Origin of the sequence: Corallococcus sp. AB030 (genome assembly GCF_003668965.1) — a bacterium.
GTDB classification, from domain to species: Bacteria; Myxococcota; Myxococcia; order Myxococcales; family Myxococcaceae; genus Corallococcus; species Corallococcus exiguus.
The window spans coordinates 1-14557 of the sequence record NZ_RAWQ01000059.1; the positions used below are offsets into that span (position 1 = coordinate 1).

Annotated in this window: 11 protein-coding genes and 1 pseudogene; 7 read left to right on the plus strand and 5 right to left on the minus strand. The window is 69.5% G+C overall.

Annotation, left to right across the window (positions count from 1 at the left end):
• A pseudogene (locus D7Y15_RS45755) lies at positions 1-120 on the plus strand (IS30 family transposase); the annotation flags it as partial.
• 42 nt (positions 121-162) lie between these two features.
• A complete protein-coding gene (locus D7Y15_RS16290) occupies positions 163-531 on the plus strand; it encodes a hypothetical protein (RefSeq protein ID WP_121753152.1) in 369 nt (122 codons plus the stop codon).
• 24 nt (positions 532-555) lie between these two features.
• Here D7Y15_RS16290 and D7Y15_RS16295 read toward each other — a convergent pair whose 3' ends face one another.
• Both D7Y15_RS16295 and D7Y15_RS16300 read right to left on the minus strand, forming a co-directional pair.
• On the minus strand, positions 556-2112 hold the full coding sequence (locus D7Y15_RS16295) for a hypothetical protein (protein ID WP_148712784.1): 1557 nt from the start codon (positions 2110-2112) through the stop codon (positions 556-558).
• 62 nt (positions 2113-2174) lie between these two features.
• Complete coding sequence (locus D7Y15_RS16300) at positions 2175-4928, minus strand: pitrilysin family protein (RefSeq protein WP_121753154.1); 2754 nt, start codon at positions 4926-4928, stop codon at positions 2175-2177.
• A 207-nt stretch (positions 4929-5135) separates the two neighbouring features.
• Here D7Y15_RS16300 and D7Y15_RS16305 point away from each other — a divergent pair, with 207 nt between their 5' ends.
• From D7Y15_RS16305 to D7Y15_RS16315, 3 genes are all read left to right on the plus strand, one after another.
• Positions 5136-5477, plus strand: a complete 342-nt coding sequence (locus D7Y15_RS16305) for a hypothetical protein (RefSeq protein ID WP_126935581.1) — start codon at positions 5136-5138, stop codon at positions 5475-5477.
• A 186-nt stretch (positions 5478-5663) separates the two neighbouring features.
• Positions 5664-6071 carry a hypothetical protein gene (locus tag D7Y15_RS16310; protein WP_120574442.1) on the plus strand — a complete coding sequence of 136 codons (408 nt, stop codon included), beginning with the start codon at positions 5664-5666 and terminating at the stop codon, positions 6069-6071.
• Positions 6072-6113: 42 nt separating this feature from the next.
• Positions 6114-6692 carry a hypothetical protein gene (locus D7Y15_RS16315; RefSeq protein WP_120574443.1) on the plus strand — a complete coding sequence of 193 codons (579 nt, stop codon included), beginning with the start codon at positions 6114-6116 and terminating at the stop codon, positions 6690-6692.
• Between the two features lie 4 nt (positions 6693-6696).
• Here the strand turns inward: D7Y15_RS16315 and D7Y15_RS16320 are convergent, their stop codons facing one another.
• Together D7Y15_RS16320 and D7Y15_RS16325 are read right to left on the minus strand one after the other, a co-directional pair.
• Entirely contained in the window at positions 6697-7449 is a 753-nt protein-coding gene (locus tag D7Y15_RS16320) for a ferritin-like domain-containing protein (RefSeq protein WP_121753155.1), read from the minus strand.
• Positions 7450-7545: 96 nt separating this feature from the next.
• Positions 7546-8469, minus strand: coding sequence for an AraC family transcriptional regulator (locus tag D7Y15_RS16325; protein ID WP_121753156.1), 924 nt, complete (start codon positions 8467-8469; stop codon positions 7546-7548).
• A 154-nt stretch (positions 8470-8623) separates the two neighbouring features.
• Here D7Y15_RS16325 and D7Y15_RS16330 point away from each other — a divergent pair, with 154 nt between their 5' ends.
• Positions 8624-9364, plus strand: a complete 741-nt coding sequence (locus D7Y15_RS16330; protein WP_121753157.1) for an SDR family oxidoreductase — start codon at positions 8624-8626, stop codon at positions 9362-9364.
• Positions 9365-9443: 79 nt separating this feature from the next.
• Positions 9444-11003, plus strand: coding sequence for a hypothetical protein (locus D7Y15_RS16335; protein ID WP_126935579.1), 1560 nt, complete (start codon positions 9444-9446; stop codon positions 11001-11003).
• A 48-nt stretch (positions 11004-11051) separates the two neighbouring features.
• Here D7Y15_RS16335 and D7Y15_RS16340 read toward each other — a convergent pair whose 3' ends face one another.
• Positions 11052-14519, minus strand: a complete 3468-nt coding sequence (locus D7Y15_RS16340) for a methylmalonyl-CoA mutase family protein (protein ID WP_121753159.1) — start codon at positions 14517-14519, stop codon at positions 11052-11054.
• Positions 14520-14557: the final 38 nt, after the last annotated feature.

Below are 14557 nucleotides of genomic sequence, written 5' to 3' on the forward strand. Positions count from 1 at the left end.
GCCCTCTCCGGCAAGCAACTCGACGCCATCGCGCACGAACTTAACGGGCGCCCGCGTCAAACGCTTGCATGGCGAACGCCTGCCGAAGTATTCGCGTCAGCTGTTGCGACGACCGCTTGAGAGCGCCCCCCCTACCTGTCTGACTTCTGCTACGTGAGCCCCATGGGGTTCGCGTCCGCGTCCTCCGCCGGCCTGTGCGCCGTCTGTGGTGACAGCATCTGCGACCCCAGCGCGGAGAATGTCTACAATTGCCCGCAGGACTGCGGCAGCCCCGGTTACTGCGGTGACAGCGTGTGCAATCCCAACACGGAGAACTCCTACAACTGCCCGCAGGACTGCGGCAGCCCCGCCGGCTACTGCGGCGATTACACCTGCGACCCCAGCACGGAGAATGCCTTCAACTGCCCGCAGGATTGTGGCTTCGGGCCCGTCTGCGGCGACAGCGTGTGCTGCGACGGGGAGACGCCGTCCAGTTGCCCGCAGGACTGCCCCTACCTGTCTGACTTCTGCTACGTGTCGCCGGGCCACTGAGCCCGTGAGGGCGCGCGGGTGGCTTCAGCGCAGCTCCACCGTGAGCCCGCCGAAGGTCATGGCCTCCAGGTGACCGTTGTCTCCGGAGTGCGTCATCGGCGCCTCCTCGAGCCCCACCGCCACCAGCGAGTCCCCGTCCGCGTCCACGCCCAGCAGGTGGAAATGGCGGCCCTGGCCCTCGGGGCCGGGCCGCCGCGTGCGCACCGTCTGGCCATCGGTGGACGCGAGCGCGAGCAGCGGGCCCGCACCGCGCGAGATGCTCATCCCTCCGTCCCACCGGTCCCAACCAGAGGCTCCCACGGCGACGAGCCCCGCGTCCGTCCAGCGCAACGCGGAGAAGTGGTCCGCGCGGCCCGTGTCCACGCGGTGCTCGAAGCGCAGCGCGCCCGAGTCCAGCGACAGCACGCCCAGATAGCCGTCATAGGGCGTCATCCGGTCCTCCACGCCCGGCGCGGACGGGTACCAGGCGATGGTGCCATCCGTGCCCTCCGTCACCACGGTGCCCGCGAGCGCCACCTCTCCGTCGCGCACCGCCATGTCGAAGACGACGAACTCCGCTGCCCGGGTGGGGACGAAGACGTGCGTCCCGATGCGCGTCCCCACCGGCGTGAAGGCCGTCATGGCGAAGGGCTGCCGTTCGGTGTCCGAGGGCGTGGTGACGTCATCGCCGGAGCGGCAGTGCACGGAGGTGAAGTCATTGAACGTGCGGCTGGAGGCCAGGCAGCGGGAGCTGTTCCAGGTGCGCCCCACCACCAGCCGTCCGTCCGCGTCCACCGCGAGCAGCGGCCGGAGCGCGGCCTCGCGCCAGCGGAATTCGTCGTAGGCCCAGGCGGCCGGCTGGGTGAAGTGGCTCCCGTCGACGACGCGGGTCCACTGCTCGGTGTAGCGCCCGTCCTTCCACTGGAGCGTCATCACGCCCGACGCCTGCTCCCAGCTGGCAGGTTCGCCAGGGGGGACGGCCACGAGCGACAGGAAGGCCACGGCCAGGTCCTCGCCGCGGGCCTCCGTGCGCAGCCAGCCGTCGGTGAGGGCGTGGACATAGGCGGACTTCATGTGGAACGCGGGGGGAAGCAGGGTTCCCCCCAGGTCGGCTTCGGGCACCGTCCTGGGGATGGGCAGCCGCTCCCAGGACAACACCTTCCCCTCGGAGGACAGTCGCACCAGGTCGTACGTCGGCCCTGGCGCGATGGTGCGCTCGAGGCCCACGGTGACCTCCCCGGACGGGTGCACCGTGAAGTCACTCAAGTGGTCACGGGCCACCGCGTCGAACCGCCACAGGGGCGTGCCGTCCCGCGCGGACACGGTGAGCCGGCGGGTGTCCCGTCCTTCCGCGTCCTGCGTCGTCTCCAGCACGAAGGTGCGTCCAGCGGCCCGCCGCACCTTGAGCCCGCCGAAGTCCGCGCGCGGCCGCACCCGGGAGGACGGGGCGCCCTTCTCGAACGCCCGGATGAGCCCGGGCGCGGCGCAGTCAGCGCCCTCGCACGGAGCCGTGGGCCCGTCCGTCCCGTGACAGGCGGAGGCGCCCCATGACAGCAGCGCACCCAGCAGATACCGCGTCCGGCGGGGGTCCATGACTCGCATGCCCCATCATACGAAGGCACGCGGCCCGGCGGGTCGTGCCCGCCGGACCGGAGGCCTTCCCGCTACGGCACCGACACCGCCTGGAGCGCGGCGCGGCTGGGCTGCTCATCCCCCGTGACGCTCACCACGAGGCGCTGGAGGCAGCCCGCGAACTCCTGCTTCAGCGCGTCCGCCGTCACCGCCTGGAGGTGCGCGGGGCGCTGCGCCACCGACTCCACCGGGAAGCCCCGCACGCGCGCCTCGAGCAGCGCCTCCACCCACGCATCCGTGGAGATGAACGACACCCCCTGCCGCGCCAGCAACCGCGCGCGGGCATTCGCCAGGTCCTTTTCGGACACCTCCTTCGCGAACGCCGCCAGCGTCTCGCGCAGCGACGCCACGCCTTCGCTCATCCGCTGCGCATCCAGGCTGCCACCCAGCAGGAGGTGCGCCGCGCCGCCCCGGCCAATCCAGGGCTCGGCGCCGAAGCCGTAGGACGCTCCCGTTCCGGAGCGCGTCCGTTCGTAGGCCTCCACCTCCAGCAGCTCCGCCATCAGCGCGTAGCGCGCCTCCAGCTCCGGCGTGGCCGTGGGCAGCCGGCAGGCCAGCTGCACCTGGCCCTGCGTGGCCCCGGGCCGCGCGGTGAAGAGCGTGTTCACCTTCGCGGACGCCGCGGGCAGCGCAGGCGCGGGCGGCGCGGCCACCGGCTGCGGCTTGCCCCGGCTCCAGTCGCCCAGGTACTTGCGCACCATCGGCTCGACGTCCTTCACTTCGAACTCCCCCGCCACCACCACCGTCGTGTTGCCCGGGCGGTAGACGTCCTCCAGCCACTCCTGCGCCTCCGACCAGGACACCTTCGCCATCTGCGCGCCCGTGGCCTCGGTGGCGTAGGGGTGCGTGCCGTAGAGCGCCTGCATCAGGTTGCGGTGCGCGAGCACTTCCGGCCGCGTGTCCACCGCCTCACGCCAGGGCTGCACCTGCTCGCGCCAGTAGCGCACCACGGCCTCCGACGTGCGGGTGGTGGACAGGTCCTCCGCGAGCATCGCCAGCATGTTGCCCACGTTGCCCGCCGTGCCGGCCATGTCCACGCGCACGTGGTCCAGCGCCGTGCGGGTGGACTCGTGCAGGCCCCAGTCGCTCGGGCGGCCCTCGAAGTGCGACTCGCGGAAGGAGCCCCACTTCGCCAGGTCCGCCACGCCCGGCTTCACCCCGTGCGCCGTTCCGCCGCCCATCGCCGCGCCCACTCGCACCACCGGCAGGCCCGGCCGGGGCACCAGCAGCACCTCCATGCCGTTCTCCAGCTTCAGCACCTGCACGGGCGCCGTGGTGGCCGCCAGCATGGACGGCGTGACGCGCTCGCCGCCCTCCACCGCGGGCTCGCCCCCGGGCAGCTTCGCCAGCGTGGGGAGCGCCGTCGGCGTACCGCTCTCTCCCGGCCGCACGAGGATGGCGTGCGCCCGGTCGCGCTGGAGCCACTGGTACGCGAAGTCCGTCACCTTGCTCCCGCCCAGCCCCATCAGCGCCATCTGCGAGCGCGTGTACGAGCGCACGTCCGTGGTGAAGTGGGTGAGCAGCGCGCGGCTCCGGGTCCGCGCCAGCAGCCGCTCCGACTCCAGCACCATGTTCGTCACCACCTGGCGGCGCAGGGACTGGAAGTTGAACTCCTGGCCCAGCACGCCGCTGGCTTCAATCTCCCCGCTCCAGGTCTTGTGCACCTGGTCCAGGACCTTCTCCGCGCTGCGCTCCGGGTGGTCCCCGCGAGACAGGTGCACGCGCACGATGAGCAGCGACGCGCGGGTGCCGGGCACCAGCCCCGTGGAGATGCCCGCGATGTCGCCATCGCTGCGCACCGCCTCCCAGAGGTTGCTGTCCAGGCTGACGCCCACGAAGTCATGCAGGGCGCTGGCCTCGTCGAAGGAGCGCGGCAGCACCCAGGACAGGTACAGCTCCGGCGACGGCACCGCCGCCGCGTACACCGGCATCGTCTTGCTGACTGGAGCGACCGCGGGCTCCGGGCGCTTCGCGGGCAGGCGCGTGTCCAGGGCCAGCGGGGCGCCGGTGCCCACCCACGCGGGCGGCAGGTTCTGCAGGAGCGTGGCCTCCACCTCCGCCAGGTCCACGTCCCCGGAGATGACCAGGGTGACGTTGTCCGGGCGGTAGTGGGCGCGCGCGAAGCGGTGCGCGTCCGTCAGGGTGAGGGCGGACAGCGACTCGTGCGAACCCACCACGGGCCGCGCGTACGGGTCCCCCGCCGGGAACGACGCCGCGTGCACCCAGCTGAACACCTGGCCCACGTAGCCCGTCTCGTTGCGCTGGCGCAGCTCGTTGCGCACCACCTCGCGCTCCACCGCGAAGACCTCCGGGCTGACGTTGGAGAGCGGCGACGACAGCCGCTCCCCCTCCAGCTTCACCAGCGCGCCCAGCGACTCCTTGGGCGCGAGCTCTTCATACGCGGTGTAGTCCAGGCTGGTGGAGGCGTTGGAGTGCCCAGCGCCGGAGGCATTGAGCCGCGCCTGCACGGAGGGCCCGTTGGCGGGACGCGCGCGGAAGGCCAGGTGCTCCACCAGGTGCGCCAGTCCCTCCTTGCCGCCCGGATCGCTGGAGCCTCCCGCGCCCACCACCGCGACCACCGCCACCACGGGTGCGCGCGCATCGCGCTCCACCACCACGCGCAGGCCGGACGGCATGCGGAAGTCACGCAGGGGGAAGGACACGTCGCGCATGACGACCTGTCCTCGCGGAGGAAGCGTGGCGCAGCCTCCCAGGGTCAGGGACAGGGAGGTCAGCGCGGCCATGGCCAGGCGCGAGGCGCGGACGGAACCCGACAGGAAAGACATACGACTCCAGGCACGAACCCGGAGGCAGCCCACGAAGGGCCCACGGCCCCACGCCTCCCCCGGGCGGGAAATGAAAAATGTGGATGATGGAACGACCGGGGAGACAACGTCTGACCGGAGCGGACCGCGAAGGGCAAAGACAGACGGCGACAGCCTCATAGCATGCTCACCCGTGGCGCGTCATCTCACCCTCCCCGCGGGAAGGGGATGGCAGGAATTGCAGGGAGCCCGGGCTCCGCCAGGAGCACCGTCGAGGGCTTCGGGGTGGACATCCACCTGGTGGCGGACGCCCGGGTGAAGAACCGGACCGTGAGCCTCACGCCCCGGGAGGCGCGGCTGATGCCCACGGAGTCGTCGCTGGTGACGCGATGGGTGGGGAACATCGGCTCGGGGACCGGCTATCAGTCCCCGCCCGGTGTTCCGGTGGAGGGCTCGGTGACGCTGAAGGACGCGACGGCGTATGCCGCGCAAGGGCACCTCGTCTACTGCTACGCGGATGGCGGCGGGCTGACGTGCACCTTCGACGTGTTGAAAGATGGCGAGGAATGACGCGGTGGGACTGACATGAGAGGGAGAGACCTTGGTTAAAATGGGCGGATGCTCCGACCCCTGTCCCGCAGTGCATTGTCGCTGTTGGTGTGCGTCTCGACTGCTACCGCCTGCGATTCCGCTCCCCAAGGCGAATGCCGCGGCGCCTACGGCGCCCGGCGCGTCGCCTGGCCCCTGGCGAGCAACATGCTGAGGGTCGGGGAGCGCATCGGCGCAATCGGCGGGCCCAATGGCACGCAGCTCATCCTGTTCTACACGCCCGACGACGACTCCGGGCTCTCGAGCTTCGGCGTGGACATCTGGATGCCGGGGCTGCGTCCGGTGACGGAGGGGGGCTGGTCCGCGAAGCTCCTGCGGCAGGGGGACTCGCTGGTGGCCGAGGACACGTCGAAGGTGGGCGACTGGCTCCCGATCGCCTCCAACCTGGTGGGCTATCCCTCCGTCGCCGGCATCCCGACGGAGGCAACGCTGACACTGGAGCGGCGGGCCTACGCGGATGGGCAGGCCCAGGGCCGCTTCGTCTATCGCTACGAAGACGGCGGTGAGCTCACGTGCACCTTCAACATCATCCAGGACCCGCCCCAGGGCGAATGACGGAGACCAGGGCGCGCGGCCAGAAGGGGTAGGCTTGGAGCCATGGGCGTCCACGACTACCGATGCAGCGTCTGCGGTCCTCCCTCGTCGTTCGAGTGCGGTGAGAAGACCGGCAAGGAGTGCGAGGAGGAGGGCATCGGCAACGACGAAGCCATCCTGGACCTGTTCTTCTTCGCCGCCGATGAGGCGCCGGAGGACGCGGACGCCTTCGAGGAGGCCCGGGGCCGCGCCCGCCGCACGCAGACGAAGCCCTACGGCTACGACTGGGGCGAGTGGGAGTTCGTCCCCAGCCTCAACTACCGCGAGCTGCTCATGGACGACGATGACGCCACGGGAGTCTGGCGCATCGAGCCGTACGAAGAAGACAGGAGCGACGGCGGCCCCGTCTCGCTGGAGATTCCAGACGGCGAGCGCGTCTGGGTGGTCAATTACTGCCCCGTCTGCCATCCGCTGTTCGCGGAAGGGAAGACGCCCGCGGACGAGCCCTGTCTGGAATACCTCCGGGCCGTCGCCGAGAACCTGGACCTGGACTTCGACGGCGTGAAGGGCAGCGCGGACAAGCCGGCCTTCATCGCCACCGTGCGGGAGCGCGTGGCCCGCAGGCGGCCCGTGGCCCGCTGACGCCTCAGCTGGCGGAGGCCCGCGCGTCGGTGACGCGGACGTCGTCCGGCAGGTTGGCGACCCAGGTGGTGACCTCTTCCAGGTGGAGCGTCTCCTCGCGCAGGACTTCGCGGAAGGCGTCCACCAGGTCGGGAGGTCCCAGCTCCTGGGCCAGGTCCACGAGCATCGCCCAGCCGGCGTTGTTGAGGATTTCGGCGATGAGGACCGCGCGCAGTGCGTCCGGGAGCGTGGCGCACGGGTCGTCCACGGCCCTCAGCAGTCCATGGGGCCGCGGATCCGCGCCGTCCCCTTGCGCCGTCAGCTGGGACGCGTCCACGCCGAGCCGGTAGATGCACTCGCGGATGAGGTTCAGGTGGTCCAGCTCCTGGTTGTGCAGCTCCACCAGCCGCTCCGGCGTGGGGCCTCCCGGGTAGCTGCCCAGGGCATGGGTCTTCACCAGCAGGCCCGCGTAGAGCCGTGAGCTGGTCCGCTCGAAGGCGAGCCGCTCCCGCAGCTGGGCGACGAAGAGCAGGGGCGTGGGCCCCTCCGCGGTCTGGAGTGCCTGGCCCACCAGCTCCCTGAAGTCCGGCGGCTGCAACTCGCCCAGGTGGCCCGCGATGCGCATGAGGTGCACCCGCAGGAACCGCACGGCGCTGCCCGAGGGGGGCAGGGCCGAATCCCGAGGCGGCTCCTCGCGGGCCACCTGCTCCAACTCCTCGGCGGTGAGCTGTGCCGCCGTGTGCTTCAGTCCCCAGTCTCCGCCTTCGCCAGATGACATCGCGCCCCTCCCGCCAGGGATGCCTTCCGGTGCGATGGCCACGGAAGGGGGGCAAACGTGGAAACGATGCGCCGGGTCCGCCATCGGCCCCGGGGGCTAGCGCACTGCCGTTGGGCCGGAAGCGAGGGACTCCCGCAGCCTCGCGATGTCACGCGAAGGTGGTGCACCGAACATCCTGCTGTACTCGCGGCTGAACTGGGACGGGCTCTCGTAGCCCACGGCGTGGCCGGCCATGGCCGCGTCCATGGCCTGGGCCAGCATCAGGCGGCGGGCCTCCTGGAGCCGCAGCTGCTTCTGGTACTGCAGCGGGCTCATCGCGGTGACGGACTTGAAGTGGTGGTGGAGCGCGGACGGGCTCATGTGGACGGTGCGCGCCAGCCGTTCGATGCGCAGCGGCGCGGCGTAGTGCTCCTTGAGCCAGTGGATGGCGCGGGTGACGGACTCGCGGCGGCTGTCCGCCATGGCGATGCGCCGCAGCCGTTCGGAGTTCTCGCCGGACAGCAGGCGGTAGAGGATTTCGCGGATGACGAGCGGCGCGAGCACGGGGATGTCGCGAGGCGTGTCCAACAGCCTCACCAGCCGCGCTGTCGCGTCCAGCAGCGGCGCGCCCACCGGACCCAGGGCAAGGCCGCGGACCATGTCCGTGGGGCCGGGAGCCTCCAGCGCCGCCTCCATCATCAGGCTGCCCAACTGCCCGGGCTCCAGGTCCAACCGGAAGCAGAGGTAGGGCGCGTCGGGAGAGGCCTCCACCACCTGCCCCGTGACTGGCAGGTCCACGGACGCGACGAGGCACTGGTCCGGTCCATAGACATACAGCTCGTCGCCCAGGAGCACCTGCTTGCGGCCCCGCGCCACGATGCACAGCGCCGGCTCTTGCAGCGCGTGCAGGGGCGTGGAGGGCTGGGAGGCGCGGATGAGCACCATGCGGGGGATGGCGGTGGCGTGGATGCCGTCCGTGGGCGTGTGGCGCTCCAGCAGCGTCGCCAGCTCGGACAGGTGCGGGCTCAGGTCGGTCGGCATGCGCGTTCGTTCTAACTCCCGCCGGGGATGGGCGCTCGTGCAGGAATGGGCAAGAGTCCGCGAGCATCCGGATACCGCCGTCCCCACGCTCCTTGAGAGGGTGCAGTCATCCCCGGCGCCCTTCGTGCCGGGCCCAGGAGCGAGGACGGAAGCGATGACGACGGACATGAAGGGCAAGGTGGTGGCCATCACCGGAGCGAGCAGCGGCATTGGCGAGGCGACGGCCCGCCTGCTCGCCAGTCAGGGGGCGAGGGTGGTGCTGGGCGCGCGCCGGACGGACCGGCTGGAGACGCTGACGGGCGAGCTGAGGTCGAAGGGCGGCGAGGCTCGTTACAAGGCGTTGGACGTGACGAAGCGCGAGGACGTGGAGGGCTTCGTGGCCTTCACGCTGAAGGAGTTCGGGCGGCTGGACGTGCTCATCAACAACGCGGGGGTGATGCCGCTGTCCAGGCTGGAGGAGCTGAAGCTGGACGAGTGGGACCGGATGATCGACGTGAACATCCGGGGCGTGCTGCACGGCATTGCCGCGGGGCTTCCGGTGATGAAGCGTCAGAAGGCGGGGCAGTTCATCAACCTGTCCTCCATTGGCGGGCACGCGGTGAGCCCGACGGCGGCGGTGTACTGCGCCACGAAGTTCGCGGTGATGGCCATCTCCGAAGGCCTGCGCCAGGAGGTGGGCGCGGACATCCGGGTGACGGTGATTTCGCCGGGAGTCACCACGTCGGAGCTGGCGGACAGCATCAGTGACCCGGCGTCGCGCGAGTACATGCGCGAGTTCCGCAAGGACGCCATTCCGGCGGACGCCATCGCCCGCGCCATCAGCTACGCCATCAGCCAGCCCGCGGACGTGGACGTGAGCGAAATCATCATCCGCCCCACGTCGAGTCCTTACTGAGAGTGAATGCGCAAGGGTTGTTTGGCGAAGCGCCAGCCATCGCATAGGGTGGGCGTCCTCCAGAGGGGGAGCCCATTCAATGCCTGTCTTGAGACGTCCGCTGCCTGCCTTCATGCTCGGCGCCTGTCTTTTCGCGCTGAGCGCCTGTGACTCCAAGGACGATCCCGCGCCTGACGCGGGAGCCACCATCGACGCCGGGACCGATGCCGGGACCGAGCCGGACGCGGGTTCGGACGCCGGTTCGACGGAGCAACCGCCCGTCATCCCGGAGGGCCACACGCTGCTGACGCCGTCGTTCACGGAGGTCCACTCCGTCCCGTGGGGCGATTGGGGCGTGCCGCTCCGGTTCGCCTTCCTCACCCAGGCCGGACACCACTACGACTTCATCATCGAAGCGGAGAACGACGGCCACTACTTGAGCCTGGCGGAAGGGACTTTCACGACGCTCGCGTATGAAGGCCTGCTCCCCCCCACCTCCTCCGTCATCACCCGGCATTGGTCAGGACTGAAGGGGAACGTCTTTCATACCGTGGAGGTGTCGCGGGTGGCCGAGGGTGCCCGTCGGCCCTTCACGTTCCGCTTCGTGGACATGGGGCCGGACGACCACGGCGACCTGCCCACCACGGCGACACCCTGGACGCCCTCGGAGCAGGTCCTGGTGGGCAAGGGGGAGCACTGGGGAGAACGGGACCTGCTCTCCTTCAAGACCGTGGCGGGCAAGGTCTACGCGCTCGACTGCACCTTCCCCACGCCGTACTGGGACCTGTCCATCATCAATGATAGCGGGCAGCGCTACGGCGTCGCGAACAACGACACAACCCTGCAGAACCATGCCGCCACGGCCTTCAAGTCTCCAGGGGGCGTCTTCTTCGCATCCATCAAGGACCAGCAGGACAACACCACCACCCAGCCGTATTCGTGCGTCCTGAAGGACATGGGGGCGGAGGACCACGGCGACACCGTGGAGACCGCCACCCGGCTCGGAGCGGGCACCTCGTCCGTGCAGGCGAAGATTGAAACCGTCACGGACACGGACGTCTTCTCCCTGAGCGTCCTGGCCGGTCACCACTACCGGGGGGCATGCACCATCGACGGCGACAAGGCCTGCGAGGTTCGCAATGCCAGACCGGGCGGCGAGTTCACCGGTCCGCCGGGTGACCGCACGAGGACGGCCTTCAAGACGTCCCAGACTTCGCACTTCGTGAGCGTGAACATCAGTCCCGCCGTGCCGGCGTATTGGGTGCAGGGTCACTACACGCTCCAGATCGAGGACCTGGGCGCGGATGACCACGGCGACACCCTGGCCACGGCGACGCCGCTGACAGGGCCAACGCAGACCGTGTCCGTTCGCATCCCGGACCCGGTGGACCACGACGTCCTTTCCTTCCAGGGCACGGCCGGTCAGCGCTACCAGTTCAGCTGTGATTGGAAGGAAACCCCGGGGCAGGTGCAGCTGTACGCGGACGTCAGCCTGGGCCTGGGCACCTGGGTGCAGTCCACCCGGGAACATGTAGGCCAACGCTGGGTGCAGAGCATCAATGCACCCACGTCCGGGACCTACAACATCGACCTGTGGACGGACTCCACGGCCACGCTCGGGGACTCCAGCTGCCAGTTCGAAGTCCTGGCCCCCGAATGAACCCACGCCGCGGTCCCGGGCAGGAAACCCGGGACCGCGGCGCTCGCATCACATGTTGCGCCGGTACTGGCCGCCCACCTCGTACAGCGCGCGGGACAGCTGGCCCAGCGTGCACACCTTGCAGGCGTCCATCAGCGCGCCGAACACGTTGCCGTTGTCCAGGGCCGCGCGGCGCACCGCCTCCAGCGCCGCGGGCGCCGTCTTCGCGTTGCGCTTCCAGAAGGCGTCACGCGCGGTGATGGCGTAGTCCTTCTCCTCCTTCGTCGCGCGGATGACTTCCGGCGGCGTCACCGTGGGGGAACCCTTCGGATCCAGGAAGGTGTTCACCCCGATGATGGGCAGCGTCCCGTCGTGCTTCTGCATCTCGTAGTAGAGCGACTCCTCTTGAATCTTGGAGCGCTGGTACATGCGCTCCATCGCGCCCAGCACGCCGCCGCGCTCGGAGATGGCGCGGAACTCGTTGAGCACCGCCGCCTCCACCAGGTCCGTCAGCTCCTCGATGATGAACGAGCCCTGGTTGGGGTTCTCGTTCTTCGACAGGCCGAACTCCTTGTTGATGACCAGCTGGATGGCCAGCGCGCGCCGCACGCTCTCCTCCGTGGGCGTGGTGATGGCCTCGTCGTAGGCGTTCGTGTGCAACGAATTGCAGTTGTCGTTGAGCGCCAGCAACGCCTGCAACGTGGTGCGGATGTCGTTGAAGGCAATCTCCTGCGCGTGCAGGGAACGGCCGGACGTCTGGATGTGATACTTCAGCTTCTGCGACCGGTCGTTGCCGCCGTACTTGTCCCGGATGGCCTTGGCCCAGATGCGGCGGGCCACGCGCCCCAGCACCGCGTATTCGGGGTCCATGCCGTTGGAGAAGAAGAACGACAGGTTGGGCGCGAAGTCGTCGATGTTCATCCCGCGCGACAGGTAGTACTCGACGAAGGTGAAGCCGTTCGCCAGCGTGAAGGCCAGCTGGGAGATGGGGTTCGCCCCGGCCTCCGCGATGTGGTACCCGGAAATCGACACCGAGTAGAAGTTCCGCACCTTCTGGTCGATGAAGTACTGCTGGATGTCGCCCATCACGCGCAGGGCGAACTCCGTGGAGAAGATGCAGGTGTTCTGCGCCTGGTCCTCCTTGAGGATGTCCGCCTGCACCGTGCCGCGCACCGCCTGGAGCGTGGACGCGCGGATCTTCGCGTAGACGTCCGCGGGCAGCACTTCGTCACCGGACACGCCCAGCAGCAGCAGGCCCAGGCCGTCGTTGCCCTGGGGCAGTTCGCCCTGGTAGCGCGGACGCGGCAGGCCGCGCTCCTTGTAGAGCGCTTCAATCTTCTTCTCGACCTCCTCCACCTTGCCGTTGGCGCGGATCCACTTCTCGCACTGCTGATCCACCGCGGCGTTGAGGAAGAAGCCCAGCAGCATGGGCGCCGGGCCGTTGATGGTCATGGACACGGACGTGGACGGGTCCGCCAGGTCGAAGCCGGAGTAGAGCTTCTTCGCGTCGTCCACGTTCGCGATGGACACGCCCGAGTTGCCCACCTTGCCGTAGATGTCCGGCCGGTGGTCCGGGTCCTCGCCGTACAGCGTCACCGAGTCGAACGCCGTGGACAGGCGCTTCGCCGGCAGGCCGCGTGACACGTAGTGGAAGCGCTTGTTGGTGCGCTCCGGGCCGCCCTCGCCCGCGAACATGCGCGCCGGGTCCTCGCCCTCGCGCTTGAGCGGGAAGACGCCCGCGGTGAACGGGAAGGCGCCCGGCGCGTTCTCCCGCAGCAGCCAGGTCAGGATGTCGCCCCAGTCCTCATACTTCGGCAGGGCAATCTTGGGCACGCGCAGGTGCGACAGCGTCTCGCTGATGAGGTCCAGCTCGATGACCTTGTCGCGCACCTGGAACTGGTACTTGGACGCCGCGTAGCGCTTCTTCGTCGCGGGCCACTCGGCCAGCAGGCGCCGGCAATCCGCGTGCAGGCGGCTCTCCAGGTCCTGGTACAGCGCCACCAGGTCGCCCAGGTACGCGGGCTCGCCCTCCACGCGCTCCGTCACCTGCACCACGTCGGCCGCGTCCTTCGGCTCGACGATTTCCAGCTTCTTCTTCCCCACGTTCTGACGCAGGGCCTGGATGGTGCCGTGCAACTGGTACATGCGCCGGGCAATGGCGGCCTGGGCGCGCACGAAGCCGTCGTAGTCCTCACAGGCGTCGACGATTTCGGCCAGGTAGCGCGTGCGCTCCGGGGGGATGATCCACTTCTTCTCGCTCATGCCGGGCGAGAGCTGGAAGCGGCTGTCCAGCGTCGCGCCCGTCTTCTTCACCAGCGCGTCGATGAGGGCCCGGTAGAGCGTGTTCATGCCCGGGTCGTTGAACTGCGACGCGATGGTGCCGTACACGGGCACCGCGTCCTCGGCCAGGGTGAAGGCGTTGTGGTTGCGCTTCCACTGCTTGCGCACGTCGCGCAGCGCGTCCAGCGACCCGCGCTTGTCGAACTTGTTGATGGCGATGACGTCCGCGAAGTCGAGCATGTCGATCTTCTCGAGCTGCGTCGCCGCGCCGTACTCGGCCGTCATCACGTAGAGCGCCACGTCCGAGTGCTCGGTGATTTCGGTGTCCGACTGACCGATGCCGGAGGTCTCCACCACGATGAGGTCGAAGCCCGCCGCCTTGCAGACCTCGATGGAATGGGCGACGTGCCGGGACAGGGCCAGGTTGCTCTGGCGGGTGGCCATCGAGCGCATGTAGACGCGCGGGTTGTCGATGGCGTTCATGCGGATGCGGTCGCCCAGGAGCGCGCCGCCGGACTTGCGCTTGGACGGATCCACGGAGAGCACGGCGAGCGTCTTGTCCGGGAAGTCCGCCAGGAAGCGGCGCACCAGCTCGTCCACCAGGCTGGACTTGCCGGCGCCGCCCGTGCCGGTGATGCCCAGCACGGGCACCCGGGGCGCGTTCGTGCCGGCGTCCTTCAGCGCGGTGCGCAGCGCTTCCCCCGCGTCCGCGAAGTTCTCCGCGATGGTGATGAGCGACGCGATGCGCTCCGGCTCGCGGGGCAGCGGGTCCTTGAGCAGGCCCTTGAAGTCCGAGGGGCGCTTCTCGAAGTCACACTGGGAGATGAGGTCGTCGATCATCCCCTGCAGGCCCATGGCGCGGCCGTCGTCTGGGGAATAGATGCGCGCGACGCCGTACTTGTGCAGCTCGTCGATTTCCGTGGGGAGGATGGTGCCGCCGCCGCCGCCGAACACCTTGATGTTCGCGCCGCGCTCGCGCAGCAGGTCGATCATGTACTTGAAGTACTCGACGTGGCCGCCCTGGTAGGACGTGAGGGCGATGCCCTGGGCGTCCTCCTGGATGGCGCAGTCCACGATTTCAGCCACGGACCGGTTGTGGCCCAGGTGGATGATCTCCGCGCCGGAGGACTGCATCAGGCGGCGCATCACGTTGATGGCCGCGTCGTGTCCGTCGAAGAGGCTGGCGGCCGTGACGATGCGGACGTGGTGCTGGGGCCGGTACGGCTGGGGAGCGGTGGTCGGTTGGGGGTGTCGCACGCGCGTACACTAGGAGTGCAGTGCAGGCCCGGCAAGCG

Excerpts from the sequence above, each read along its gene's own strand:
- D7Y15_RS16290 (WP_121753152.1), top strand. The coding sequence starts at position 163 with ATGGGGTTCGCGTCCGCGTCCTCCGCCGGCCTGTGCGCCGTCTGTGGT.
- D7Y15_RS16295 (WP_148712784.1), bottom strand. The coding sequence starts at position 2,112 with ATGCGAGTCATGGACCCCCGCCGGACGCGGTATCTGCTGGGTGCGCTG.
- D7Y15_RS16300 (WP_121753154.1), bottom strand. The coding sequence starts at position 4,928 with ATGTCTTTCCTGTCGGGTTCCGTCCGCGCCTCGCGCCTGGCCATGGCC.
- D7Y15_RS16305 (WP_126935581.1), top strand. The coding sequence starts at position 5,136 with ATGGCAGGAATTGCAGGGAGCCCGGGCTCCGCCAGGAGCACCGTCGAG.
- D7Y15_RS16310 (WP_120574442.1), top strand. The coding sequence starts at position 5,664 with ATGCTGAGGGTCGGGGAGCGCATCGGCGCAATCGGCGGGCCCAATGGC.
- D7Y15_RS16315 (WP_120574443.1), top strand. The coding sequence starts at position 6,114 with ATGGGCGTCCACGACTACCGATGCAGCGTCTGCGGTCCTCCCTCGTCG.
- D7Y15_RS16320 (WP_121753155.1), bottom strand. The coding sequence starts at position 7,449 with ATGTCATCTGGCGAAGGCGGAGACTGGGGACTGAAGCACACGGCGGCA.
- D7Y15_RS16325 (WP_121753156.1), bottom strand. The coding sequence starts at position 8,469 with ATGCCGACCGACCTGAGCCCGCACCTGTCCGAGCTGGCGACGCTGCTG.
- D7Y15_RS16330 (WP_121753157.1), top strand. The coding sequence starts at position 8,624 with ATGACGACGGACATGAAGGGCAAGGTGGTGGCCATCACCGGAGCGAGC.
- D7Y15_RS16335 (WP_126935579.1), top strand. The coding sequence starts at position 9,444 with ATGCCTGTCTTGAGACGTCCGCTGCCTGCCTTCATGCTCGGCGCCTGT.